Source organism: Pseudomonas sp. NPDC089534, from assembly GCF_044749305.1.
Taxonomy (GTDB): domain Bacteria; phylum Pseudomonadota; class Gammaproteobacteria; order Pseudomonadales; family Pseudomonadaceae; genus Aquipseudomonas; species Aquipseudomonas ekonensis.
The window spans coordinates 21,143-44,993 of the sequence record NZ_JBIVHR010000001.1 but is presented as its reverse complement, the minus strand read 5'-3'; the positions used below and the strand labels follow the sequence as shown (position 1 = coordinate 44,993).

At 65.5% G+C, this 23,851-nt stretch carries 19 protein-coding genes; 4 read left to right on the top strand and 15 right to left on the bottom strand.

Annotated elements, in window-relative coordinates:
- Positions 1-303: 303 nt before the first annotated feature.
- Positions 304-906, top strand: a complete 603-nt coding sequence (locus ACIP0B_RS00160) for a TetR/AcrR family transcriptional regulator (protein WP_400828728.1) — start codon at positions 304-306, stop codon at positions 904-906.
- A 292-nt stretch (positions 907-1,198) separates the two neighbouring features.
- Here ACIP0B_RS00160 and ACIP0B_RS00155 read toward each other — a convergent pair whose 3' ends face one another.
- The 5 genes from ACIP0B_RS00155 to ACIP0B_RS00135 form a co-directional block, all read right to left on the bottom strand.
- Positions 1,199-2,074: an alpha/beta fold hydrolase gene (locus ACIP0B_RS00155; protein ID WP_400828726.1), complete on the bottom strand. Its 876-nt coding sequence runs from the start codon at positions 2,072-2,074 to the stop codon at positions 1,199-1,201.
- Positions 2,071-3,597 (bottom strand): flavin-containing monooxygenase, encoded by a 1,527-nt coding sequence (locus ACIP0B_RS00150; protein ID WP_400828724.1) that lies wholly within the window; start codon positions 3,595-3,597, stop codon positions 2,071-2,073. The genes ACIP0B_RS00155 and ACIP0B_RS00150 overlap by 4 nt, the downstream gene beginning before the upstream one ends.
- 364 nt (positions 3,598-3,961) lie before the next feature.
- Positions 3,962-4,477, bottom strand: coding sequence for a transcriptional regulator (locus tag ACIP0B_RS00145; protein WP_400828722.1), 516 nt, complete (start codon positions 4,475-4,477; stop codon positions 3,962-3,964).
- Positions 4,478-4,517: 40 nt separating this feature from the next.
- Positions 4,518-6,830 carry an MlaD family protein gene (locus tag ACIP0B_RS00140; protein ID WP_400828720.1) on the bottom strand — a complete coding sequence of 771 codons (2,313 nt, stop codon included), beginning with the start codon at positions 6,828-6,830 and terminating at the stop codon, positions 4,518-4,520.
- The gene (locus ACIP0B_RS00135) at positions 6,823-7,443 is read right to left on the bottom strand and encodes a paraquat-inducible protein A (protein ID WP_400828718.1); all 621 of its coding nucleotides are present in this window, start codon (positions 7,441-7,443) and stop codon (positions 6,823-6,825) included. The genes ACIP0B_RS00140 and ACIP0B_RS00135 overlap by 8 nt, the downstream gene beginning before the upstream one ends.
- Before the next feature lie 226 nt (positions 7,444-7,669).
- On the opposite strand from ACIP0B_RS00135, the gene ACIP0B_RS00130 reads away from it, so the two are divergent.
- Entirely contained in the window at positions 7,670-8,308 is a 639-nt protein-coding gene (locus ACIP0B_RS00130) for a paraquat-inducible protein A (RefSeq protein WP_400828716.1), read from the top strand.
- A gap of 19 nt (positions 8,309-8,327) precedes the next feature.
- On the opposite strand, the gene ACIP0B_RS00125 is transcribed toward ACIP0B_RS00130, so the two are convergent.
- From ACIP0B_RS00125 to ACIP0B_RS00085, 9 genes are all read right to left on the bottom strand, one after another.
- Positions 8,328-9,707, bottom strand: a complete 1,380-nt coding sequence (locus ACIP0B_RS00125; protein ID WP_400828715.1) for an aspartate aminotransferase family protein — start codon at positions 9,705-9,707, stop codon at positions 8,328-8,330.
- An 86-nt stretch (positions 9,708-9,793) separates the two neighbouring features.
- Complete coding sequence (locus ACIP0B_RS00120; protein ID WP_400828713.1) at positions 9,794-11,047, bottom strand: diaminobutyrate--2-oxoglutarate transaminase; 1,254 nt, start codon at positions 11,045-11,047, stop codon at positions 9,794-9,796.
- 90 nt (positions 11,048-11,137) lie between these two features.
- On the bottom strand, positions 11,138-12,469 hold the full coding sequence (locus ACIP0B_RS00115) for an APC family permease (protein WP_400828711.1): 1,332 nt from the start codon (positions 12,467-12,469) through the stop codon (positions 11,138-11,140).
- A gap of 9 nt (positions 12,470-12,478) precedes the next feature.
- Positions 12,479-13,636, bottom strand: coding sequence for an iron-containing alcohol dehydrogenase (locus tag ACIP0B_RS00110; RefSeq protein ID WP_400828709.1), 1,158 nt, complete (start codon positions 13,634-13,636; stop codon positions 12,479-12,481).
- A gap of 150 nt (positions 13,637-13,786) precedes the next feature.
- Positions 13,787-15,451 (bottom strand): AMP-binding protein, encoded by a 1,665-nt coding sequence (locus tag ACIP0B_RS00105; protein ID WP_400828707.1) that lies wholly within the window; start codon positions 15,449-15,451, stop codon positions 13,787-13,789.
- 94 nt (positions 15,452-15,545) lie between these two features.
- Positions 15,546-16,313 (bottom strand): SDR family NAD(P)-dependent oxidoreductase, encoded by a 768-nt coding sequence (locus tag ACIP0B_RS00100; RefSeq protein WP_400828705.1) that lies wholly within the window; start codon positions 16,311-16,313, stop codon positions 15,546-15,548.
- Positions 16,313-17,485, bottom strand: a complete 1,173-nt coding sequence (locus ACIP0B_RS00095) for an acyl-CoA dehydrogenase family protein (protein WP_400828703.1) — start codon at positions 17,483-17,485, stop codon at positions 16,313-16,315. The genes ACIP0B_RS00100 and ACIP0B_RS00095 overlap by 1 nt, the downstream gene beginning before the upstream one ends.
- A 51-nt stretch (positions 17,486-17,536) precedes the next feature.
- Entirely contained in the window at positions 17,537-17,893 is a 357-nt protein-coding gene (locus ACIP0B_RS00090) for a DUF6285 domain-containing protein (RefSeq protein ID WP_400828701.1), read from the bottom strand.
- Positions 17,890-18,948 carry a phosphotransferase family protein gene (locus ACIP0B_RS00085; protein ID WP_400828700.1) on the bottom strand — a complete coding sequence of 353 codons (1,059 nt, stop codon included), beginning with the start codon at positions 18,946-18,948 and terminating at the stop codon, positions 17,890-17,892. The genes ACIP0B_RS00090 and ACIP0B_RS00085 overlap by 4 nt, the downstream gene beginning before the upstream one ends.
- A gap of 203 nt (positions 18,949-19,151) precedes the next feature.
- On the opposite strand from ACIP0B_RS00085, the gene prpR reads away from it, so the two are divergent.
- Positions 19,152-21,104: a propionate catabolism operon regulatory protein PrpR gene (gene prpR / locus ACIP0B_RS00080; RefSeq protein ID WP_400828698.1), complete on the top strand. Its 1,953-nt coding sequence runs from the start codon at positions 19,152-19,154 to the stop codon at positions 21,102-21,104.
- Positions 21,105-21,119: 15 nt separating this feature from the next.
- Here prpR and ACIP0B_RS00075 read toward each other — a convergent pair whose 3' ends face one another.
- Positions 21,120-22,634 carry a GGDEF domain-containing protein gene (locus ACIP0B_RS00075; RefSeq protein WP_400828696.1) on the bottom strand — a complete coding sequence of 505 codons (1,515 nt, stop codon included), beginning with the start codon at positions 22,632-22,634 and terminating at the stop codon, positions 21,120-21,122.
- Positions 22,635-22,869: 235 nt separating this feature from the next.
- On the opposite strand from ACIP0B_RS00075, the gene ACIP0B_RS00070 reads away from it, so the two are divergent.
- Entirely contained in the window at positions 22,870-23,802 is a 933-nt protein-coding gene (locus ACIP0B_RS00070; protein ID WP_400828694.1) for an NAD-dependent epimerase/dehydratase family protein, read from the top strand.
- Positions 23,803-23,851: the final 49 nt, after the last annotated feature.

Below are 23,851 nucleotides of genomic sequence, written 5' to 3'. Positions count from 1 at the left end.
ATCAGGTCGTTTGATCAAAGCAATACACATGCCATTCTGTGAGGAGGCGCAAAACCGAGAAAGTTGAATGCCTGGATCTTCGAAGTTGGATATAAGCGATACCAACCTACCCACTTATTGCCGGGCTTTTCTTTGATGTGTCACTTCAAGCCGGGTACTTACGAAACACTCAACAAGCAGGAAAGGAAATCATTGATCCCTGCCCAAGCACGCATGGATTGAGACGCAGCCATGCGTTAGCATCCATCCCCGCAGACACTGAACCGGGTTACTGACGGAAACACCGAAAAGGAGGCTGAGCCTATGGCCAGAATGGGCGCGGAAGTGCGCAGACAAGATTTCATCGACGCCACCGTGAAGGTGATCGCGAAGTACGGCGCCGCCAACGCGACGACTCGCCGGATCGCCGCAGAGGCCGAGTCTCCATTGGCGTCATTGCACTACACCTTCCACACCAAGGATGAGCTGTTCTATGCGGTGTACGAGTCGCTGATCAACACGCCGCAACAGGCCTTGGAGCAGGTTCCGACGGGCGCCACCGCCGCAGAGGCCGTGGGAGAAATGCTGCGTCAGGCGGTCGACTGGTTCATGACCCACCCTGATCTGGCCATTGCGCAGTCCGAGCTGTTCACCTGGTCGTTGCGCAACAATCCAGCCATGGCGACCCAGATCTATGCCGATGCCGGCCGGGCGACAGAGCAGGCGATCGAAAAGGTCGTGGACGCCGGGCTGGACAAAACCGCATTGGTCACCGTCAGCCGTTTGCTGATCAATCTGCTCGACGGGCTGTTGGTCGCTTGGTCCGCCCACAGCGACGCGGAGCGTCTGAAGACGGACACCGACGCGGCCTGTCAGGCATTGAAGCTGCTGGTGGCGACTTTCGAAAAGGTTCCCGAGGGAGCTTGAGCGTCATGAAAATCCGGTGCAGGATCCTGACGTTCAGAACTTTTTAAGTTTGGGATTGTGTCTGGCCCCTGCCCGCTCAACAGCGTTTTCGAGGAAAAGACATAACGTCAGCGCAGAAGAGAACAGACAACTTTAAGTCGGCGATGAAGTTATAAAACGAGTGCGCTTAAACAATAGCCACTCGAACGCGTCATTTGAAATGACACAGGCGACGCAGAAATAAAAAGTGCAAACCTAAGCATGTAAAAAGAGGGGAGCAAAACTGCACTCCCCTAAATGAGACAAATGCTGCTTACAGCATATGCCCTGCCAATAGCGAAAGTAGCGTGTCGTTCAGTGAGTCGGGAAAGTCGTGTCCCATGCCCGGCAAAAGAACCAACTTCGATCCGGGAATCGCATCAGCGGTGGCAAGCCCTCCGCTGGTGGCGACCATCAGGTCCTTATCCCCGTGAATGACCAGCGTGCTGCATCGTATTTGCCGCAGTTCCTGGGTGCGGTCACCCGAGTTGATGATGGCGCCGATCTGCCTGGCGGTTCCCAGATTGCTCAGCTCATCCCCTCCCCGACCCCAGGCTTGCGCGGCGTAACAGCGCAGGCTTTCTTCGTTCCACTCCAGCGTGGAGCCGATGACGCGCATGATGTCCACGTAATCCCGCACGCTTTCCTTCTGGTTCCTGGGCGGGCGACGCAGCAGCTTCAACAGCGCCTTGAAGGCCGGCTGCCCCACGCGGAGCGATCCGGTGGTGGAAAAAATCGAGGTCAGGGTGATGACCCGCTGCGGGTAACGCGCCGCCAGCGTCTGGGCGATCATGCCGCCCATGGACATCCCCACCACGTGCGCCGCATCCAGTTGCAGGCTGTCCATCAGACCGATCACGTCGTCGGCCATGTGGCCCAGGTCGTAACCGTCAGTGGCCTTGCGGAAAAACTGCTGCAAGACCGTCGGCGGCGTCGCATCGCTGAAGAAGGACCGGCCCGAATCACGGTTGTCCAGGGTGATGACGCGCAGGCCCTGGCCGACCAGGCCGGCGATGATCGCCGGCGGCCAGTAGGTCAGCTGCAGCCCCAGGCCCACCACCAGGATCACGGCAGGATCGTCTTCAGCCCCATAGCTGCGGTAACAGAGACGTCCCTTGCCCGGCAATTCACAGAAGTTGTCTTTGCTCATCGACCTTCACTCACAGGCGCCAGGCCGACGCTTGCCTGCCGGCGGACAGCGGGTGCCGAGGTGAACTTGAGGCAGTCTTCGGCCACCGTCCCGCGACGCAGCAGCTTGACGTCGCGGAAGTAGTCCATCGACATCACCCACGGCTCGCACGGGCCTTGGCGCGGCATGCCGTCCAGGGCGCGCTGCACGTAGCCGGCACCGAAGTCCAGCAGCGGACGGGTCTCGATCCCTTCGGGCGCCTGGGGCTCGCAGACGGTGTGGCCCTGCTCGTCCATGAAACCCAGCAGACGGCAGAAGTGGTCGCACAACAGGCACACCTTCAACGTCCAGGACGAGTTGGTGTAGCCCACCGCGAAGGCGAAGTTCGGAACGCCGGACAGCATCATGCCCTTGTAGGCCAGCGTCTGGCTCAGGGTCACCGGCTGGCCGTCCTTGTGCAGGGTGATGCCGCCGAACAGCTGCACGTTCAGCCCGGTGGCCGTGACGATGATGTCGGCCTTCAGTTCCTTTCCGGACTTGAGCAGCACGCCCGACTCGGTGAACCGCTGGATGTGGTCGGTCTCGACAGATGCCTTGCCCGCGCTGATGGCCTTGAACAGATCCCCTTCAGGCACCGAGCACAGCCGCTGGTCCCAAGGGTCGTACGGCGGGTTGAAGTGCACATCCACCGGATAGTCTTTCGGCAGTTCCTGACGGGTCAGCCACAGGAGCAGCTTGCGGGCGAGCTTCGGGAAACGCTGGCAGAAACCCCAGAAGCCCAATGTGATCTTGGCGTTCTTCCAGCGGGTCAACGAATAGGCGGTCTGCGCCGGCAGCACCTTGCGCAGGAACGCAGCCACGGCGTCCTTGGCCGGCTGATTGATGATGTAGGACGGCGTGCGCTGCAGCATGGTGATGCTGGCCACCTTGTCCGCCATGGCCGGAATCAACGTCACCGCCGTGGCGCCGCTGCCGATCACGACGACGTGCTTGCCGGTGTAGTCCAGGTCTTCCGGCCAGTGCTGCGGGTGAACGATCTGGCCCTTGAACTGCTCCGCGCCCTCGAAGCGCGGGCTGAAGCCTTGGTCGTAGCGGTAATAGCCGCCGGCACCGAACAGCCAGCGACACTCAACCGTGCGGGTCACGCCCAGGTGACCGTCCTCGACCAGAACGGCCCACAGGCCTTTCTCGCTCTGCCAGTTGGCCGACACGACCTTTTGCTTGTACTGGATGAAGGGCTCCAGCCCGTACTCGTCGACCGTCTCGCTCAGGTACTCGAGGATGTCCTTGGCGTCGGCCAGGGACTTGTCTTTGGTCCAGGGCTTGAAATCGAAACCGAAGGTGAACAGGTCCGAGTCGGAACGGATGCCTGGATAGCGAAACAGATCCCACGTTCCTCCCGTTCGCTCACGAGACTCAAGAATGGCAAAGGCCTTGCCCGGCTGGTTGCGTCGCAGATAGGCGGCGGCGCCGATGCCGGACACGCCAGCGCCCATGATCAGGACATCCAGCGGCTCGGTGGGAAGAACTGCGTGAGAAGACATGTCGCCTCCTGTTGTTGTGTTATAGAGACCTGATCATGTGATTTGATCATGCGATCATGGTAAGTCGCGCCATCGCCACGCAACAAGGTACAAAATGCACCACGAACCGACTGCTTTGGTGCAATCCGCACATCGAACAAACGGCCATGCGCAACGACCCCGATCGGCGCGCCCGCACCGAGGGTTTCTGTTTCAGCAAGAACGTTGAAAAGCCTTGAGGACTTTAGCCGATCGGCAGAAGGCGGTCCGCCCACGGCAACAAACCGTGGGCGAGCATCGAGGGGGGAAATCGAGGAGGTGTATCGAGGAAAAGCAGACCACGGGCCAGGCTGAACCGCCGGCCCGTGGCCTCAGGCATCGGCCGTCACATCTGGGCCTTGCCCACCAACGGGATGCGTTGCCCGGTTTCCAGCATGTCCGCCGCATCCAGCTGCTCTTCGATCTGCAGGAAGCGCATGGCGGTCACCGGGGACATCTTCTCGGCCACCTCATCGATGTAGCGGTTCAGGAGCATCTGCCGTTTGACGTGCAGGGTCTTGTAGACCTTGATCATCTTCGACGCATCCTCATCGGTGACCGCGCCGGAGCCGTAGGCCCGCGCATACTCGAGCAGCAACTGGAACGTGTCGCGGTTCAGGCCATCCGTTTCGTTGCGGTAGCGGGTGTAGATCGGCCAGAAGGCTTCGGCCTGCGCGCCGTCGAGTGCCATGTTCGCCTCCACCATGCGCTTGCGCTTGTAGTTCAGGGTTTCGATCTGGTTGTTGATCTTCTCCTTGTTTTCGCTCATCACCTGGTGAACCGACGGCAACGGTTCCTGGGCCGGTGCGGCATACGCGCAGCCGACAGCGAATAAAGCGGCAAAAATGAGGTGCCTGGACATCAGTTGACTCCTGTTGCGTTAACCAAAAAATTCGGCGCGATCACTGCGCGGTTTCCTTGAGCGGGATCTTCGGCGCCCACGCCAGCCATTGCTCATCGACGGCCTCGAACAACGCGAAGGTCTGGCCCGGCCGGGCCGGTTCGCCCATTTGCCCGTTGTCCGGCGTGGCGAAGGCGATGCCGCCTGCGACCATGGCCTCCAGGGATTCGGTGCGCACCGACACCCCTTTGAACAGGCCAGCCTCGATGCCGATGCCGCTGGCGTTCCAGAAGCGGCTGCCGCTGTGCACCAGCGGCGCATAACGCGGCTCGATCAGGACGCTGATCAGCACCCGGTCCGCCTGCGGCCCCAGGTTCATGTCGACCACCTTGCCCACCGGCATCTTGCGGTAGGTCACGGGGCTGCCGAGCTTGATCGAGCCCTTGTCCACCGCGCTCAGGGTCAGGCGCAGGCCGCTGCCCTGCCCCAACAGGTTCGGCGCTTCGGCCAGGGCCTGGAAGCGGGTCTGGCGTTCTCCTGGACGGCTGCCGGCCAAGGCCTCGATGTAAGGCCCGCTGACCAGCGTGCCGAGGTGTTCCGTGCGCAACAGGCCCAGGGCCGGGCGCACCACCCAGAAGCGTGTGCCGCTGCGGGCGAACGATTCGCCGTTGGGCAACAGGCGCGCCTTGAGCTGCACGCCGGACAGGTCGGCCTTCAGGTCGACGCTCTCGACCTTGCCGATCGTCAGCCCCTTGAAGCGGATGGGCGTGCCTTCGCGCAGGCCTTCGCCGTCCTCGACGCTCAGCTGGATCTCCACGCCCTGGGCCAGTGCGGCCTCTTCGCTGTCGTAGAGGGAGAACCGCCGGTCCTTGCCCGAGGCCGGCGCCTTCGCATCCGGGGTGTCGAAGGCGATGCCGCCGTTGATCAGGGTCTGCAGCGATTCGCTCTTGACCTTCAGGCCCGTCAAGTCGCCGCTCAGGGTCACGCCGCTGGCGTTCCAGAAGCGCGTGGAGCTGTTCACCAGGCGCGCAAACTCCGGTTCGACATGCACCCCGATCATCACCTGCCGGTTGTCCCCCGACAGCTGATAGCTCTGCACGCTGCCGACACGGATCTGCCGGTAGAGCACCGGCGCGCCGACCTCCACCGAGCCGCGCTTGTCGCTGGTCAGCACCAGGTGCAGGCCCGGCACGTTGGTGTCCATGGCCGGTGCCTTGGCGAGGACGCTGAACTCGCGCCGCGGCGCGCCGCTCTTGGGGAAACGCACGGCGATGTAGTTGCCCTTGACCAGCGCGTCCAGGCCGGTGATCCCGGCCAGCGAGATGTTCGGCTTGACGGTCCAGAACTCGGTGCCCTCCAGCAGCATGGCCTCGACCCGAGGGTCCATCGCCAGCTCGGCGGTAGCGCCGCTGAAGTCCTGGTTCATGTCGACGTTCTTGACCAGGCCGACCTGCACGCCGTTGTACATGACCTGCGTCTGCCCCGGCTGGATGTCGCTCAGGTCCTTCATCTTCAGCGACACCCGCAGGCCGACCTGGGCCGCGTCATAGTCCTCGTACAGACGGAAAGGCTTGCTGCTGTCCGTGGGTGGGCTGTCGCGGTGGCTGTCCGGCGTGGCGAAGGCAATGCCGCCGGCGGCCAGGGTCAGCAGCGATTCGCTGCGCACCTTGAACCCCGACAGGCCGCCGGAGATCGACAGGCCGCTGGCGTTCCAGAAACGCGTGTGCTTGCGCACCAGATCCGCGTAGGCCGGCTCAATGTGCACCTTGATTTCGATGGTGCGCTGATCCTCGCCCAGCTGAAAACTCTTCACCTGGCCCACCAGGATCTGCTTGTAGAACACCGGGCTGCCCTGCTCCAGGGAGCCCAGGCGATCGGCCTTGAGGGTGATGTGCAGGCCCGGGATCTTCTCGGACATGGGCGGCGGTTCCTTCAGGGCCGTGTAGGCGCGCACGCCTTGATCGCCCTTGTCGCCCTTGGCCGGATCGACGGCGATGTAGACCCCGGAGACCAGCGTCTCCAGGCCCGTGACGCCTGCCAGCGACACCCGCGGCTTGACCAGCCAGAAGTGGGTGTCCTCGTTCAGGTAATGCTGGGATTCCTTGGTCATTTCGATGGTGGCGAGCACGCCCTTGATGTCTTCGCTGACATTCAGTTCCACCACCTTGCCGACCGCGATGCCCTTGTACAGCACCTCGGTCTTCTTGGCCTGGATGCCGTCACCGCTCTCGAAGCGCACCTGGATGACCGGGCCGGCCTCGTCGTAGGCGCGCCAGGTCAGCCAGGCGCCGATGACCAGGGCCAGCAGCGGCAGGATCCAGATCGCCGACCAGTTGGAGGTCGGGCGTTTCGTCGGGGTGGGAAGGTCACTCATGTTCATTGTCCACGTCGGTGTTGTCCCAAAGGAGCCGGGGGTCGAAAGTCAGGGCGGCGAGCATGGTCAGCACTACCACGCCGGCGAAGGCGGCGGCGCCGAGGTTGGCCTCGATGCGCGCCAGATTGCCGAAGTTCACCAGCGCCACCAGGATGGCGATGACGAAGATGTCGAGCATGGACCAGCGCCCCACCCACTCGATGAAGCGGTACATGACGATCCGCTGGCGGGCGGACATCGGCTGGTGCCGCTGCACCGAATAGAGCAGCAGCGCGATCCCGGCCAGCTTGAAGGTGGGCACCACGATGCTGGCCACGAACACCACCAGGGCGATGGGGATCATCCCCAACTGCAGCAGGCTGATGACGCCGCTCATGATGGTGGCCGGCGCGCCTTTGCCGAGGACGCTGACCGTCATGATCGGCAGCAGGTTGGCCGGGATGTAGAGAATCGTCGCGGTGATCAGCAAGGCCCAGGTGCGCCGGATGCTGTCGGGGCGACGCACATGCAACAGCGCCTCGCAACGGCTGCAATGCACCGGCTGCGGACCGTCGACGGGATTGAGCTGATGGCAGTCGCCGCAGACCTGGATGCCGGCATCGATCGCACGCATGGCTACCCTCCTCTCGCGGCATCCGCCGAAACGCTGCCGACAGACGCCGAATACCCTTCCTGGGCCCGTGAACCTCCGCTCCCGCTTGCGCGCACTGTGCCCATGACTCACCTGAGGCTTGATTGAAAACGGCGCGAATGCTACTTTTCAATCCCTAATGAGTCAATATTGTCTCATATGATTTATTTTTATCTTGGCTTTCTTTTTCCTGAGACCCGGCACCCCGATGTCCCCCACCCCTACCGGCCGCTTGCCGGACCTTCCCCTGGACGCGCTGCTCGCCTGCCATGAGTGCGACCTGCTCATGCGCCGCGAACCGCTCGCGCCCGGTGAGAAATGCTGCTGCCCGCGCTGCGGCTACGAGCTGGCCGTGCATCGTCCCCATTGGCAGAGGCGTTCCCTCGCGCTGGTGCTGACCGCCCTGCTCCTCTACATCCCGGCCAATTTCCTGCCGATCATGCACTTGACCCTGCTCGGGCAGACGCGCAGCGAAACGGTCTGGGGCGGCGTGCTCGGGCTGTTCGAAAGCGGCATGCAAGGGGTCGCCGTGGTCGTGTTGCTGAGCAGCATGGCCGTTCCCCTGCTCAAGCTGCTTTGCCAGTTGCTGGTGCTGTTGAGCGTGCGGTTCAAGGTGGCGCGACGGGCTGGCCTGCGGCTCTACCGCAGTTATCACCACCTGCGCGAATGGGGCATGCTCGAGGTCTACCTGTTCGGGATCCTGGTCTCCATCGTCAAACTGGTCGACATCGCCGACCTGAGCCTGGGCATCGGCCTGGCCTGCTTCGTTGCGCTGCTGCTGACCCAGGTCTGGCTGGAACTGAGCATGCCGTCCCACCAGGTCTGGGAGGCGCTGTCCGACGACTAGCGCCGGGCAGCGCCGAGCGTCAGATCAGGCGTTGCGAGCGGGCCCACTCCGTCGCGTCGTGCAGCGTCTTGCCGAACGCGTCGAAGATGGCGTCTACGTCGTCCTGCGTCGTGATCAGCGGCGGGCAGAACGCGATCGTGTCGTAGATGGCACGAACGATCAGCCCATGCTGGTGGGCCTGCCTGAAGACGTAACTGCCCAGGATCCCCGGTTGGCTGAACGGCTGCTTGCGCGCCTTGTCCGCCACCAGTTCGATCCCGCCCATCAGCCCGACGCCTCTTACATCGCCCACCAGCGGGTGGTCGGCGAAGGCCTGCAGCCGCTCCTGGAACACAGGCGCCAAGCGCTGGACATGGCCCACGAGATCGCGCTCTTCGATGATGCGGATGTTCTCCAGCGCCACGGCCGTGGCGACAGGATGCCCGGTGGCGGTCAAGCCATGCACGAACGCCCCCAGCCGCTCGCTTTGGCTCACCAGCACGTCATGGAGGGCATCTGACACCAGCAGCGCCGCCAACGGCAGATAGGACGAGGTGAGCTGCTTGGACAGCACCAGGATGTCGGGCTGGATCCCGTACAGCTCGCAACCGAACATCGTGCCGAGCCGGCCGAAGCCGGTGACGATTTCGTCGATCACCAGCAGGATGTCGTAGCGTTTGCACACCGCCTGGATCGCCGCCCAGTAGCCCTTGGGCGGCGGCAGCACCCCGCCTGCGGCGATGACGGGCTCGCCGATGAACGCAGCGATGGTCTCGGGGCCCTCCACCAGGATGTGCCGCTCCAGTTCTTCCGCCAGGCGCAACGAGAACGCCTCTTGCGATTCTCCCGGTTTGGCGAGGCGGTAATAGTTCGGGCAGGTCAGGTGGTGCACCGGGATCGCCGGCAGATCGAAATCGCGGTGGATCGACGGGATGCCGGTCAAGCTGGCCGACGCGACCGTGGTGCCGTGGTAGGCCTGCTGACGGGAAATGAATTTCTTCTTGGCGGGTTTGCCCCGTGCGTTGTTCACGTACCAGGCCAGCTTCACCACCGAATCGTTGGCCTCGGAGCCGGAGTTGGTGAAGAACACATGGTTCAGGTCGCCGGGGGCCAGTTCCGCCAGTTTTGCCGCGAGCGCCGCGGCTGGCGCATTCGTCTTGTGGCTGAAGGTGTGGTAGTACGGCAGCTGATTGAACTGCGCCATCGCGGCATCGGCCAGCCGCTTTTCGCTGAACCCCAAGGCCGCGCTCCACAGGCCCGACATGGCTTCGATGTAGGCATTGCCCCGATCATCGAAGACCCGTATGTCCTCTCCCTTCGTGATGACGAAAGGCCCGGTCTCACGGTGCAGCGCCAGGTTGGTGTAGGGGTGGATCAGTGCGGACAGATCGTCCCGCACGGTTGAAGTCACGCTGTTCATTCGCGGGTTTTCCTGCGGCGGAGTGTGGGCGATAAGGCCCGATGCAGCGCTGGCCTCGGCACGCGCTGCATGGGGGCCTGGCCGGTTTACTGGCCCAGTGCGGCGGCGACCGATTCGGTGAAGATCTTCAGGCCCTCACCCAGCTGATCGGTCGGCGTATTGATCGGCGGCATCAGCTTGATGATTTCCCCGTTCGGGCCGCAGCGGTCGGCCAGCAGGCCTGCCCGCAGGGCGCGTTGCTGGGCGTCCTTGGTCAACGCGACGTTGCCGCGGCCGAAGTCGATGCCGGCCACCATCCCCCGGCAGCGCGCGCCGACGACGCCGGGGATTTCGGCGATGTCGGCCACGCCCCGCTCCATCAGCGCCATGTTCTCGGCCAGCAGTTTCAGGAAGGCCTCGTCGTGCCAATAGCCGAGGGCGATCTGCGCCGTCAGGAACGCCAACTGGTTGCCGCGGAACGTGCCGATGTGATCGCCCGGCTGCCACACGTCCAGCGCGGAGCGGATCAGCACGATGGCCATCGGCAGGCCGAAGCCGCCGATGGATTTCGCGCAGGTCACCAGGTCCGGCTGGATCCCGGAGCGCTCGAAGCCGAAGAAGTCGCCGGTGCGGCCGCAGCCGGCCTGGACTTCGTCGCAGATGAGGATCACGCCGTGGTCCGAGGTCCACTTGCGCAGCCGTTGCAGCCAGAGGTCCGAGGCCGCATAAACGCCCGCCTGGATCTGCACCGATTCCACGATGACCGCCGCAGGCAATTCCGTTCCGCTGGCCTGGTCGTCGGCGAGGCGTTCGAGAAAACCGATGCTGTCGAACTCGCCGTAGGGGCTGTCCTCGTAGGGCACGAAAATCACCTCGGAGGACAACGCAGCGCCGCGCCGGGTGCGGTTCCCGGTGACGGCCAGGGCCCCCGCCGTCATGCCGTGGTAGGCGCCATAGAACGAGACGACCTTGCTGCGCCCGGTGGCCTTGCGCGCCAGCTTCAGCGCGGCCTCGACGGCATCCGCGCCGGTGGGACCGGTGAATTGCACCTTGTAGTCCCAGCCGCGCGGGTCGAACAGGTCACGCTTGATCGACTCCAGGAAGCGGCGCTTCATGCCGGTGTGCAAATCCAAGGCATGGGTCACGCCGTTGGCCGACAGGTACTCGATCAAGGCATCCCGCATGCGCGGGTCGTTGTGGCCGTAATTGAGGGCACCGGCGCCGGCGAAGAAGTCCAGGTAGTCGCGGCCGTCCTCGCCGCGGATCTTGCTGCCCAGGGCGGTATCGAACACCACGGGCAGGTCGCGGCAATACATCCGCACGTTGGATTCGAGTTTTTCGAAGGTCTCTATGTTGTTCATGCGTAGCCTCTTGCAATGGTCCGGGCGCCGCCTTCAGGCGGCGGGTGCCGGGGGATTCACAATCCCTTGTGTCGATGGATAGAGGGAAACCTAAGCCAAGGCGTCCGGCACGGGGCTGCGGAAGAAGCCGGTGCGGCAGGCCAGGTAAACGGTGCCGACGCCCAGCCAGGCGCACCCCAGGATCAGCGCATCCTTGTCCAGGCTGATGAGCATCCAGCCGGCGGTGATCACGCCGATGACCGGTAGGATCACGCCCCGCAGCAGGCCGGCGCCGTCCCGGTATCCGGCATTGAAGGTGAGCCGCAAGGCGCACAGGTTGACCGCGGTGAACGCGACGAAGGCGCCGAAGTTCACCAGGGACGTTGCGGTGGCGATCGTCAGGGCAAAGCCCACGGTGCCGAACGCCCCGGACAGCAGGATGTTGAACACCGGCGTGCGGAAGCGAGGGTGCAAGCTGCCGAACAGCTTGCGCGGCAGTTGATTGTCCCGGCCGAGGGCGTACAGCAGCCGGCCGACGCTCGCCTGGAACGACAGCCCCGCCGCGAAGTGCGCGATGATGATCCCCGCCAGCACCGCGGCGAAGAACACGTCGCCGCCGATCATCCGGGCGATCTCGAACGCCGCGCCGTCCACGTTGGCGAACGCCATGGAGGGATGCGTCAGGTGCATGAAGTACGACGAGCCCACATACAGCACCCCGCCGATCACCGCGACCAGCAGGATCGCCCGCGGAATCGTCCGGCTCGGGTCCTTGGTCTCCTCGCTCAGCGTGGACAGCGCGTCGAAGCCCAGGAACGAATAGGCGGCGATGGCCGCCCCGGCCATGGTCGTGGCGAACGGCACGTCCGGGTTGAAGAACGGCCTGGCCGACAGCAGCCCGCCGGGGCCGTCGGCCGCCACGATGTAGTGCCAGCAGAGCCCGATGAAGACCGCGATGATCGCCATCTGGACAACCATCAACATGATGTTGAAGCGGTTGGCCACCTGGATGCCCAGGACGTTGAGCACCGTGCTGGAGACGATGAAGCCGACGATCCACACCCACTGCGGCACATCCGGGAAGGCCATGCCGAGGTAACTGGCCCCCAGCAGCCAGATCAGCATCGGGATGAAGAAGTAGTCGAGCAGCGCCGCCCAGCCCACCATGAACCCGAGGTTCGGGTTCAGCATCTTGCGGGTGTAGGTGTAGGCCGAACCGGCGGCCGGGAACACCCGGACCAGGCGTCCATAGCTCAACGCGGTGACGATGACGCCCAGCGCGGCGATCGCGTAGGACAAGGCCGTGGTGTTTTCGCTGGCCTGGGAGATCACGCCGTAGGTGCCGAACACGATCAGCGGCGCCAGGAACGCCAGACCGAACAGCAGCACGGAAAACGGGCCCAGGGCGCGCTTCAACGAAGCATCGGAAGTTGACTGGCTCATGATCCCCCCTCAACCGGCGAAGCGGTAAGCGGCGACGATGATCGCGTGGTAGGTCTCCACGGTCATGGCCTTGGCGTTGCTGGGGTCGGAGAAGTTCTTCTTCGACTTGTCGGCGATGGTCAGGAAGTCTTCTTCACGGACCCCTTTCACGTCGGCGAAACGGGGGATGCCCAGGGCCTTGCTCATCTGGAACAGGTACTCGACCGCCGCTTGGGCGGCGCTGGCCGGCGCCAGGCTCGGGTCGATGCCCAGCGCGTAGGCGACCTGGGCATGGCGCAGGAGGTCCGCATCGATGTTGTGGCCGAACACAAACGGCAGGAAGATCGCGTTGCCCACGCCGTGCGGCGTGTCGTACATGCCGCCGATGGCCTCGGAAATGCAGTGCACGCTGCCCACGTCGGCGTTGCCGAAGGCCATGCCGGCGATCAGGCTGGCCACCAGCATCTGCTCACGGGCTTCCAGGTTGTCCGGCTCCTGCACGGCGGCCTTCAGGTGTTGGCTGATCAGGCGGATGGCATGCAGCGCCAGGCCGTCGCTGATCGGGTTCGACACGCGGCAGGTGTAGGCCTCGATGGCGTGCGTCAGGGCGTCCATGCCGGTCGCGGCGGCGATGGACGGCGGCAGCGTCGCGGTGATGTTCGAGTCGAGCAGCGCCAGCACCGGGCCGATCCGGTAGTCCAACAGGTTCATCTTGAAGTGGCGTGCCGTATCGGTGATCACCGAGAAGCACGTCACCTCGCTGCCGGTGCCGGCGGTGGTCGGGATCGCCACGATCGGCAGCACCCCGTGGGTGAGCTTAAAGGAACCTTCGTAGTCCTCGATCCGGCCGTCGTGGGTCAGCAGCACGCTCAGGGCCTTGGCGGCGTCCATCGCGCTGCCGCCGCCGATGGCCAGCAGGCCGTCGATGCCTCGGCCCCGGAGTGCCTGCGCCGTGCGGTTGATGTCTTCGCTGCGGGGGTTGGCCTTGACGTCCGAAATTTCCTCGAAGGCAATGCCCGACGCGTCCAGGCTGGCGTAGATGCCGGTCAACAGCCCGGCGGCCTTGACCCCGGCGTCCGTCACGATGAGGACGCGCGCAAGGCCCAGCTCACGCAGATGCTCGCCCGTGCGCTCGCGCAGGCCAGGTTCCATGACGACTTTGGTGGGGAGTAGGAATTGGAATTTCATACGTACCTCTTGCCGGTCAGGCTCAGTTTTTGTCGTTGTTCGGGTTCTCGGCAGCTACATCTTTCGGGCTGTACGTCCTGCCCGAACCCCGGCGTGCGCAACGCCGGGCCACGTCCTGTGCAGATCTTGTTGTTGTTCAATGTGCAGCGGTCAGGATCCGGTATCGGCGGTCTCCTGTTGCCGTGCCCACTCGCGCAGCACGAATTTCTGGATCTTGCCGGTGGCCGTCTTCGGCAGCGGCATCAGCGACACATGCCGCGGCGCCTTGAAGTGCGCCAGGCGCTCGCGGCACCAGCGGATCAGGTCTTCGCCGCTGACGTCGGCCAGGGCGTCGTCGCGCAGGGTGACGAAGGCATGCGGGGTTTCGCCCCAACGCGCATCGGGGCGCGCCACCACGGCAGCCTCGATCACCGACGGGTGCTGGTAGAGCACCTCTTCGATCTCCAGCGAGCTGATGTTCTCGCCGCCGGAAATGATGATGTCCTTGGCCCGGTCCTTGATCTCCACATAGCCGTCCGGGTGCAGCACGGCCAGGTCGCCGGTGTGCAGCCAGCCGTTGGCCAGGGCGTCGCGGGTGGCCTGCGGGTTGTCCAGGTAGCCCTTCATCACGGTGTTGCCGCGCACCACCAGCTCGCCCAGGGTGACGCCGTCGGCAGGGACTTGGCGGCCGCTGTCCATGTCCACCACCGTGGCCTCTTCGAGCATCGGGTGGGCAACGCCCTGGCGGCTCATGAACCGGGCCCGGGCCTCCAGCGGCAGCTCGTCGATGCCCGGCTGCCACAGGCACAAGGTGCTGGGGCCGTAGCTTTCGGTCATGCCGTAGGCGTGGGTGATGCTGAAGCCGCGGGCCTCCATCGCCGCGATCACCGCACTGGGCGGCGCCGCCCCGCCGGTGATCACCGACACGCTCGTCGCTTTGGTTGCTGTGCTGCCGTGCCCGGCGTGGATCAGCATCGACATCACCACCGGAGCGGCGCTCAGGTGGGTCACCCCGTGCTCGGCGATGGCGGCGTGGATGGCGTCGGCCTGTACCTTGCGCAGGCACACATGGGTGCCGCCGGACAGGGTCACCGCCCAGGTGTGGCTCCAGCCGTTGCAGTGGAACATCGGCAAGGTCCACAGGTAGACGCTGCGCGGGCCGAGCTGAAAGATCAGCGCCCCGGCGCAGGCGTTGAGGTAGGCTCCGCGGTGATGCAGCACCACGCCCTTGGGGTCGCCGGTGGTGCCCGAGGTGTAGTTGATGGCGATGGACTGCCATTCGTTCTGCGGTGCGGTCAACGGCCGGCCGGGGTCGCCCTGGGCCAGGAAGCTTTCGTAGTCCAGACTGCAGTCCAGGTCGTGCCCCGGTCCGGTCACTTCAGCCTGGCTGTCGTCGATCCCCACCAGCAGCGGCGGCGAATCGAGCATGGCCAAGGCCTGCCGGACCACCGGGCCGAACTCGCGGTCGCAGATCAGCACCTTCGCTGCGCAGTGACGCAGGATGAAAGCGATGCTGCGCGCCTCCAGGCGGATGTTGATGCACACCAGCACGGCCCCGGCACCGGGCACGCCGTAGTGCGCCTCCAGCATTTCCGGAACGTTCGGCGCCAGGATCGCCACACGTTCACCCGGCCGCACCCCAACGTGCTCCAAAGCGCTGGCCAGGGCGCGGCTGCGCTGGTGCAACTGGCGGTAGCTGCAGCGCCGCTCGCCGTAGACCACCGCATCGCGCTCCGGGTACACCTGCGCGGCGCGCTTGAGGAACGACAGCGGCGACAGCGGCACGTGGTTGGCTTCGTTGGGGGCCAGTCCGTGCTCGAAGGTCGAGGTCATCATGACCGTCCCTCCATCACGACATCGCCCAGGCATCGCACATTCATACACACCTCCTGTCCGTTGCAGGTTCTTGTTGTTCTTGCGTTCGGGCGCCTCACAGGCTGCTGCACAGGTGCCCTGCGTCGACCACGATTTCGGCGCCGCTCATGGCCCGGCCGGCATCGCTGGCGAGCAGCAGCAAGGCGCCGTCCAGGTCCTGCGGCTGGCTGAAACGGCGGCCGGGAATGCGCAGGCGCAGCTTTTCGCCGGCCTCGCTGGTGAGGAAGTCCTCGTTCAGATCGGTCATCACGTACCCCGGCGCCAAGGCGTTCACGCGGATCCCATGGCGCGCCAGCTCCAGGGCCATCGCGCGGGTCAGGTGGGCCAGGCCGGCCTTGGCCGCCACATACGGCGCAATGGCCCCCGCCACCCGGCTGGCGAGAATCGAGGTGACGTTGATCAGGCTGCCGCCCTGCCCGGCGGCGATCATCCGCCGGGCGCTTTCCTGGGCCACCGTCCAGGCGCCCTTGAGGTTGGTGTCCAGCACGCGGTCCCAGGCCTGGTCGTCGCAGTCCAGCAAGGGCTGGCTGTCGCTGACCCCGGCGTTGTTGACCAGCACATCCAGCGGCCCGGCGGCATCGAGCACCCGGCAGACGTCATCGCGGCAGGTCACGTCGAGGGCGAAGGCCCGGGCCCGCCCGCCGGCCGCCTCGATCGCTTCCACCAGCGTCTGCAACGGCTCAAGGCGCCGGGCCGTCACGATCACTTCGGCGCCGGCGGCAGCCAACGTCATCGCGAAATGGCGGCCGAGGCCGCTGGAGGCACCGGTGACCAGGGCACGACGCCCCTCAAGGTCGAACAATCGGGCAATAGAGGGTTGCATCACCGATCCCCCAGGCGTTGGTCGAGCAGTTTCTTCGCCAGGCTCATGCGGTGCACTTCGCTCGGGCCGTCGTAGATGCGGAACGGGCGGATGTCGCGGAAGATCCGTTCCACCACGGTCTCCCCGGTGACCCCGCGCCCGCCCAGGATCTGCACGCAACGGTCCACCACCCGCCACAGCGCTTCGGCGCTGATCACTTTGGTCATGCTGGAGTCGACGTTGCCGCGCCCGCCCTCATCCAGCACCCAGGCGCAGTGCCAGACCGCCAGGCGCACCACGTGCAGATCCATCAGGTTGTCGGCCAGCATGAAACCGACGCCCTGGTGTTCGCCCAACGGTTTGCCGAAGGTTTCCCGAGTCCGTGCGTAGTCGCAGGCGATGTCATGGGCGCGCCGTGCGGCGCCCAGCCAGCGCATGCAATGGGTCAGGCGTGCCGGCGCCAGGCGCACCTGGGCGTAACGGAAACCTTTGCCGATCTCCCCCAGCACGTCGCTCGCCGGCACGCGCAGGTTGTCGAAGCGCAACTGTCCGTGGCCGCCGGTGAAGCAGCTGTCCAGCGAGTCCAGCTGACGTTCGTGGACGATCCCTTCGCGCTGCATGTCGGTGAGGAACATGGTCGCGGTGCCGTCCTCCATGCGCGCCATGATGATAGCGAACCCGGCGCCCTCGGCCCCGGTGATCAGCCATTTGCGGCCATTGATCAGGTAATCGTCGCCGTCGCGGGTGGCGGTGGTGCGCAGCATCGAAGGGTCGGAGCCCGAGCCCGGCGCCGGTTCGGTCATGGCGAAGCAGGAACGCACGTGCCCCTGCACCAAGGGCCGCAGCCAGCGGTCCTTCTGCGCGTCGGTGGCCACCACGTCCATCAGGTGGATGTTGCCTTCGTCCGGGGCATGGATGTTCAGCGCCACCGGGCCCAGCGGCGAATACCCCGCCTCCTCGAACACGATCGCCTTGGCCACATGGCTCAGGCCCAGACCGCCCATCTCAAGGCTGGCGTGGGGCGTCAGCAGGCCGGCGGACCGGGCGCGGGCCTGCAGCTCCAGACGCAGGGCGTCGCTGGGGCCATGGGCGCCCTGGCGCGGGTCGTTCTCGAACGGAATGACCTGCTCGGCGATGAATTCGCGGGTTTTGCGCTGCAGTTCGAGCAGCTCGTCCGGGAGGGTGAAGTTCATGGTTATCCTTCTTTTTTCTTGGCAGTCGGGGAATGGGGGCAAGCGCTGCGATCACGGCACGGCTTTGGGATTGCTGATCGCCAGTCGGGTGAGCGTCACCTGGCGCAAGGCCTCGGTCAGCGCGCGCTGGCTGTGCGCAGCGTCGTGACGGCCCTGGCGGATGTCTTGGGCGAGGTGCCGGCGGGCCTCGTGCAGCGGCACCCCGGTGTCGCCGGTCAGCACGCTCAGCAACGCCAGCTCCTGACAGCGAGCCTCGGCTTGCAGACGGTTCTCGCGGGCGGCGATGGCCATGGCATTGGCGATCATCAGCGCCGGGTAACGCAGTTCCCCGGACAGCGTCGGCAGCAACTGTTCCAGCAGGGTCCGGCGGGCGATCTCCAGCAGTTCATGGGCGTTCGGCTGGGTCATGGCGCGTCTCCGCAGGTCAGGTCCAGGATGTCGAGCTCAAGCTCCGGCAGCAGGCGTGCGGTCAGCGCAAGCTCAAGGGAAGGCTCTTCGCCGGACAGGTGGCGTTGGCCTTGCTGCAGGGCGATCACGGCCCAGCGCAATGTCGCCATGACCTGCCAGTAATGCAGTTGGCCGGGTTCGATGCGCAGCGGCGAAACCGAGTGGTAGCCGGCCAGAAAGTCGTCGAGCCGGCCGATGCCGCCCGCCTCCAGGTCCGGCCGGGTGAAGCGCCAGCAACGGGCGGTGAACCAGCCGAGGTCCTCGCAGGGGTCGCCCCACCCGGTGAACTCCCAATCCAGCACCGCCTCCAGCCCTTGTTCGCTGGCCAGGTAGTTGCCCGTGCGGTAGTCACGGTGCAGCAAGCAAAGGTTCGTGCTGCGCGGCGCGTTGAGCTCGCACCAACGCAGGCCCCACTCCAGAACCGGATAGGCCTCGTCGAGGGTGTCGAGGTAACGGCGATAGGCGCTGACGGTGCTCAGGGCCGGCGACGCCTCCGGCACCGGCAGGAACGCCAGCGCCGGACACGGCGGGCGAAGCTGATGCAGACGCGCCAGGTTGGCGCCGAGTTGAGCGGCCAACCGCGTCCGGCCCTGGGGGCCCGCGTCGGCGCTGAGCTGGCGTCCGGCCGCAATGCCCGGCACATGTTCCATCAGGAAGAACACCCGCCCATGGACGCCCGTGTCACGGCACAGCCAAAGCGGCCGCGGCACTTTCACCCCGGCCTGGTGCACCGCTTGCAGCACGGCGAACTCCTGTTCGCGACCAAGGCTGGCCGGCAACGCCGAGAGCGCATCGCTGCGCAACACCCAACGCCGCGCGCCGGCCCATGGGCCGCCCTCGACCTGCAATTCAAGCAGCCAGTTTTCCTGGATGGCGCCGCCGCTCAGGCGTTTGCGGGTCTCGATGACCACCCGGGTCGCTTCGGATTGCTGGCGGATGAAGTTGACCAGATTACCTTTCTCGGTCTTGGTCGCGAACGCCTCATCGGCCGAATGCTTGTTTAGGGAACTGCTCATGGATCCAAAGGCCCCGTCTGCACTTTTTAAAGTTGTCGAGTCACCTAGAGCAATGCCTGGGCCAACTTTGCTGCGATGGTCTGGGAGCCACGCCGTTCGGGCATTTGGGATCTATTGCGGCGGGGCATGAACAGCGCGGACGTTTCACACCTGAAATGATTTGGTTCAGTATTGGGACATTTCACTCCTGAACAGGTCTCGCCATGCACTCCCCCGCCTCCAAGGTCGTCGTGCTGATCAGCCACCTGCAACGCCCCCGGCAACGCAGCCGCCTCGCCCAGGTAGTGGCCGGGCTCACCGGGGATTACCCCGACACCCACATCGAAGTGCTCGACACCTCGGTGTCCGAAGCGCTGCAAACCGCCCGGGAGCTGGAGCAGCGCGGCGAAGCCGACGTGTTCGTCTGCGCCGGCGCCACGGCCGCCTACCTGCGCAAGCACCTGGCGCGGCCGGTGCTGACGATGCACGTCGGCGGCGATGACCTGCTGCGGGCGCTGGGGCGCGCCCGCGAACACTCCCCGCAGGTGGCCCTGCTCAGCTACAACAGCATCAACCATGACCTGCAAGCCATGAACGCGCTGTTCACCGTGCAGGTTCACCAGGCCGCCTACACCTCACTGGAGGAAGCCCGCCAAGCGGTCGAACACGCAGCCCGGTTGGGCTGCCGCAGCATCATCGGTTCGTCGACGGTGGTGGAACTGGCGCTCCAGGCCGGCCTGCACGGCGTGCTGTCGCTGAGCGAGGACACCGTGCGCAAGGCACTGGAAGAAGCCCTCGGCATCCTCGACAGCCAACGCATCGAGATCGCCAAGCGCCGCCACTTGAACGCCGTGCTGCAACACATCCCCACCGGCGTGGCGGCGGTCGACAACCAAGGCGTGGTGCAGTCGCTCAACCCGGCCCTTGCCCACTTGCTCGACCTGCCGGCCGGCGAAGCGCTGGGCCGGCCCTTGCAGCAGCTGTGCCCCGAGCTGGACCTGCCGCAGGCCTTGCAGGACGGCAGCGGCGAGGAAAACCGGGTGATCCGGCTCGGTTCCCATGCGGTAGTCAGCAACCTGTTGCCGATCCTTGAGAACGGCGAGCGCACCGGCCTGGTCCTGACCTGCCAGGACATCACCGCCGTGCAGCGCGCCGACCAGCGCATCCGCTCCACCCGCCGTCCGGGGGCGTTCACGGCCCGCTATCGGCTTGAGCAACTGGCCGGCAACAGCCAGGCCAACCGCGACATGCTGCAATTGGCCAAACGCTTCGCCGCCAGCCACTCGACGATCCTGATCACCGGCGAAAGCGGCACCGGCAAGGAACTGCTGGCCCAGGGCATCCACAACGAGAGCCCCCGCCGTCAGGGCCCGTTTGTCGGCATCAACTGCGCGGCATTTCCGGAATCGCTGCTGGAGAGCGAACTGTTCGGCTACGAGGAAGGCGCGTTCAGCGGTTCGCGCAAGGGCGGCAAGCCCGGCCTGTTCGAAGCGGCGCACCGCGGCACCCTGTTTCTCGACGAGATCGGCGACATGCCGGTGTCGTTGCAGACCCGCCTTCTGCGCGTGCTGCAAGAGCGCGAGGTACTGCGCCTGGGCGGCACCGAGCCGATCTCCATCGACGTGCGGATCATCGCCGCCACCCACCAGAACCTGCGCACCGCCATGGACGACGGCGACTTTCGCAGCGACCTCTACTACCGGCTCAACATCCTGCGCTTGCAGACCACACCGTTGCGCGAACGGCCAGAGGACATCGCCCTGATCTGCCGAGGCATCAGCCAGCGCCTGTTGGTCCAGGGCCAACCGCCGGGGGCAGCCGACATCCCGACCGCCCTGCTCCCGCACCTGAGCCGTTATGCCTGGCCGGGCAATGTCCGGGAACTGGAGAACGTGATCGAACGGGCGATGCTCTCCGCCCGCGAACTGCTGCACGACCACGGCCTGGACGAGCATTACCTGGCCCGCGTGCTGCCCGAACTGTGCGAAGGCCCGCCCCTGACGCCGGCCCCGAAAGCGTCTTCACGGGAATCGGACCTGCAGATGATCGGCAAGGCCGCGCAACTGCGGCACGTGCAGGAGACGCTGGACAGCTGTCAGGGCAACCTCGATGAAGCGGCGCGCCGGCTCGGCATCAGCCGGACCACGTTGTGGCGACGATTGCGGTCCGTGCAGTGATGGGGCATGGAGGGCTCACTCCGCCGCATGCACCCGCGTGCGGTTGCGCCCCTCATGCTTGGCCCGGTACAGGGCCTGGTCGGCCAGGCTGACCCAATGCTCCAGGGAAGCGTCGCCGTCGAGCTGCACCATGCCGATGCTGACGGTCGACGCCAGCTCGCCGCCGGGCACCGGCAACCGGTGCTGGCTCCAGGTCTCGCGCAGGCGCTCCAGCAAGGCCAAGGCCTGTTCACGGTCGGTCTGCGGCAGCAACAGCACGAACTCCTCGCCGCCATAGCGGGCAAACAGGTCCGTGCGGCGGACATGGCTTTCGCACACGGCGCTGAACGCCTTCAGCGCTTGGTCGCCCACCAGGTGGCCGTGGGTGTCGTTGACGCGTTTGAAGTGATCGATGTCGAACATCGCCAGGCACGCCGGACGGCCTTGTTGGCGGGTTTTGGCCAGCTCAAGCTGAGCTTGCTCGATGAAGGCGCGGCGGTTGAGGGCGCCGGTCAACGCGTCCCGCGCGGCGGTTCGGCGCAGTTCCTGCTCCAGGGATTTGCGGCCGCTGACGTCGCGGATCTCCGCCACCTGGGTGCCATCGTCGAGGGCGGCGAGCGTCAGTTCCGCAGCGAACCGGCTGCCGTCGCAGCGCACCGCCACCCGGTCCAGCGCCACACCGTCGCAGCGGCGCAGCTGTTTCTGCAAGTCTTCGTCGGTTTCGAACAGCTCCTCCAGCGGACGCTCGTACAGAAATTCCCGCGGGCAGTCGAACAGGTGCTTGAGCACCGGGTTGGCATCGACGATCCGGCCGTCGCGCACGATCACCACGGCGGCGCTGGTGATGTTCATCAGGCGCTCGAAGCGCACCGCACTGCTCTGGGCCGCCAGCAGAAAGCGCCGCAGGCTCAGCAGCGTCAGGCCGAACAGGCACAGGATCCACAACGGATAACCGACGTTGTAGGCGAGCATTTCGGCGGCCGGCTCGACGTCTTGCCGGCCCTCGCTCTGCGACAGGCCCTCGAACAGACCGAGCACCCCGCTGCCGGCGGCGCTCAAGGCCAGCAGGCCGAACATCAGCGCGGCGAAGATCCGCGCGCTGTGCAGCCGACGGTCGCCCGGCAGCCGCAGCAGCGCATGGCAGGCCATCCCCCGGACGAAGGCGCTGAGGAACGCGTACAGGGCCACCACGTCACCGGGCTCCAGCGGCTGCAGCAGCCAGTGCCACAGCCACCAGGGCGCCGCCGCCAGGAAGGTCACCGGTATCAGCCACCAGGGTGTGGGGCGGCCCAGGAATCGGAACACGCCGATGACCAGCACCGTTTCCCCGGCGGTCAGCAAGCTGTGGCACAACACGTTGTAGGGCAGCGAGGCCGTATAGGCGGTGCCCTGCGCCAGGTACTGGCCCACCGTCACCAGCAGGACACCGCACGTCCAAAGGCCTGGTCCCGGATGGGGCCGCGAGTAGTACCACAGCGCCAGGCAAATGATGGCGCTGGCGATCAGGATGTTGGTACCGATCAGGTGGGGTGACAGCAGCAAGGCATTCATGGCGGCGGGAGTCTGCAAACCGAAGGGGTCGATCACCGTGACAGGAGCGCCCGGCGATGCCTACGAGTTTTCTGCCGGGCCCGTCCGAACTTTAGGCGTCCTGCGAAAAATCCGCCCGTCGGGCTCCAGGGTTTACCCGCCGCCGCGCAAAGAATGCGCTTGACCTTAAAGGCAGCTTTAATCTTAGGGTGCACACCACTCCGACTCGGCACCCTCAATCTTCATAGGAAACACCATGCAAACCGTCCTGGGAGCAACCGGCCAGATCGCCATGGAGCTGGCCCGCGAACTGCACCGAACCCATACGCAAGACATCCGGCTCGTCAGCCGCAAGCCCCTCAAGGTCAATGACTCCGACACCTTGGTGCCGGCCGACCTGTTGGATGCCGAACAAGCGGCCAACGCGGTGAAAGGCAGCAGCATCGTTTACTTCACCGCCGGCCTGCCGCCGGATACGCGAGTGTGGGAAACCCAGTTCCCCGTGATGCTGCAAAACGCACTCGACGCGGCCAGCGCCGCCGGTGCGAAGTTCGTGTACTTCGACAACACCTACATGTACCCGCAGGATGCCCGCGTGCTGACCGAAGACGCTCCGTTCGAGCCGGTCGGCCGCAAAGGCCGGGTGCGCGCGCAGATGGCGTCCATGGTCCTTCGGGAAATGCAGCGGGGCGACATCCCCGTCGTCATCGGCCGCGCCCCGGAGTTCTATGGACCGGGCAAGACCCAGAGCTTCACCAACGCCCTGATCCTCGACAGCCTCAAGGCCGGCAAGACGCCCCGCGTGCCCGTGCGGGACGATACGAAGCGCACGCTGATCTGGACCCCGGACGCCAGCCGTGCCCTGGCCGCGCTGGGGAACGCGCCGGACACCTACGGCCAGACCTGGCACCTGCCCTGCGACGACGACCGCCTGACCTACAAGCAATTCGTGGCGCTGGCGTCCGGCATCATCGGCAGGGAGCCGACCTACAAGGTGCTCGGCAAATGGACGCTGACCGCCGTCGGCCTGATCGCCAAGCCAGTGCGCGAACTGCGCGAGCTGCTGCCGCGGTACGAGCACGACAACCTGTTCGATTCCTCGAAGTTCAAGCGGCGTTTTCCGGAGTTCAGGGTGACGACCTATCGGGAGGGGTTGAGCCAGGTGCTGGCGGGTTTGGGGCGCCGCTGAGCAACTGACTGCCCATAACCCAGAGCCTGGAAAGCCAGGCTCTGGGCAT

Bases quoted from the DNA above. Each gene is read 5' to 3' on its own strand.
- ACIP0B_RS00160 (WP_400828728.1), top strand. From the start codon at position 304: ATGGCCAGAATGGGCGCGGAAGTGCGCAGACAAGATTTCATCGACGCC.
- ACIP0B_RS00155 (WP_400828726.1), bottom strand. From the start codon at position 2,074: ATGAGCAAAGACAACTTCTGTGAATTGCCGGGCAAGGGACGTCTCTGT.
- ACIP0B_RS00150 (WP_400828724.1), bottom strand. From the start codon at position 3,597: ATGTCTTCTCACGCAGTTCTTCCCACCGAGCCGCTGGATGTCCTGATC.
- ACIP0B_RS00145 (WP_400828722.1), bottom strand. From the start codon at position 4,477: ATGTCCAGGCACCTCATTTTTGCCGCTTTATTCGCTGTCGGCTGCGCG.
- ACIP0B_RS00140 (WP_400828720.1), bottom strand. From the start codon at position 6,830: ATGAGTGACCTTCCCACCCCGACGAAACGCCCGACCTCCAACTGGTCG.
- ACIP0B_RS00135 (WP_400828718.1), bottom strand. From the start codon at position 7,443: ATGCGTGCGATCGATGCCGGCATCCAGGTCTGCGGCGACTGCCATCAG.
- ACIP0B_RS00130 (WP_400828716.1), top strand. From the start codon at position 7,670: ATGTCCCCCACCCCTACCGGCCGCTTGCCGGACCTTCCCCTGGACGCG.
- ACIP0B_RS00125 (WP_400828715.1), bottom strand. From the start codon at position 9,707: ATGAACAGCGTGACTTCAACCGTGCGGGACGATCTGTCCGCACTGATC.
- ACIP0B_RS00120 (WP_400828713.1), bottom strand. From the start codon at position 11,047: ATGAACAACATAGAGACCTTCGAAAAACTCGAATCCAACGTGCGGATG.
- ACIP0B_RS00115 (WP_400828711.1), bottom strand. From the start codon at position 12,469: ATGAGCCAGTCAACTTCCGATGCTTCGTTGAAGCGCGCCCTGGGCCCG.
- ACIP0B_RS00110 (WP_400828709.1), bottom strand. From the start codon at position 13,636: ATGAAATTCCAATTCCTACTCCCCACCAAAGTCGTCATGGAACCTGGC.
- ACIP0B_RS00105 (WP_400828707.1), bottom strand. From the start codon at position 15,451: ATGATGACCTCGACCTTCGAGCACGGACTGGCCCCCAACGAAGCCAAC.
- ACIP0B_RS00100 (WP_400828705.1), bottom strand. From the start codon at position 16,313: ATGCAACCCTCTATTGCCCGATTGTTCGACCTTGAGGGGCGTCGTGCC.
- ACIP0B_RS00095 (WP_400828703.1), bottom strand. From the start codon at position 17,485: ATGAACTTCACCCTCCCGGACGAGCTGCTCGAACTGCAGCGCAAAACC.
- ACIP0B_RS00090 (WP_400828701.1), bottom strand. From the start codon at position 17,893: ATGACCCAGCCGAACGCCCATGAACTGCTGGAGATCGCCCGCCGGACC.
- ACIP0B_RS00085 (WP_400828700.1), bottom strand. From the start codon at position 18,948: ATGAGCAGTTCCCTAAACAAGCATTCGGCCGATGAGGCGTTCGCGACC.
- prpR (WP_400828698.1), top strand. From the start codon at position 19,152: ATGCACTCCCCCGCCTCCAAGGTCGTCGTGCTGATCAGCCACCTGCAA.
- ACIP0B_RS00075 (WP_400828696.1), bottom strand. From the start codon at position 22,634: ATGAATGCCTTGCTGCTGTCACCCCACCTGATCGGTACCAACATCCTG.
- ACIP0B_RS00070 (WP_400828694.1), top strand. From the start codon at position 22,870: ATGCAAACCGTCCTGGGAGCAACCGGCCAGATCGCCATGGAGCTGGCC.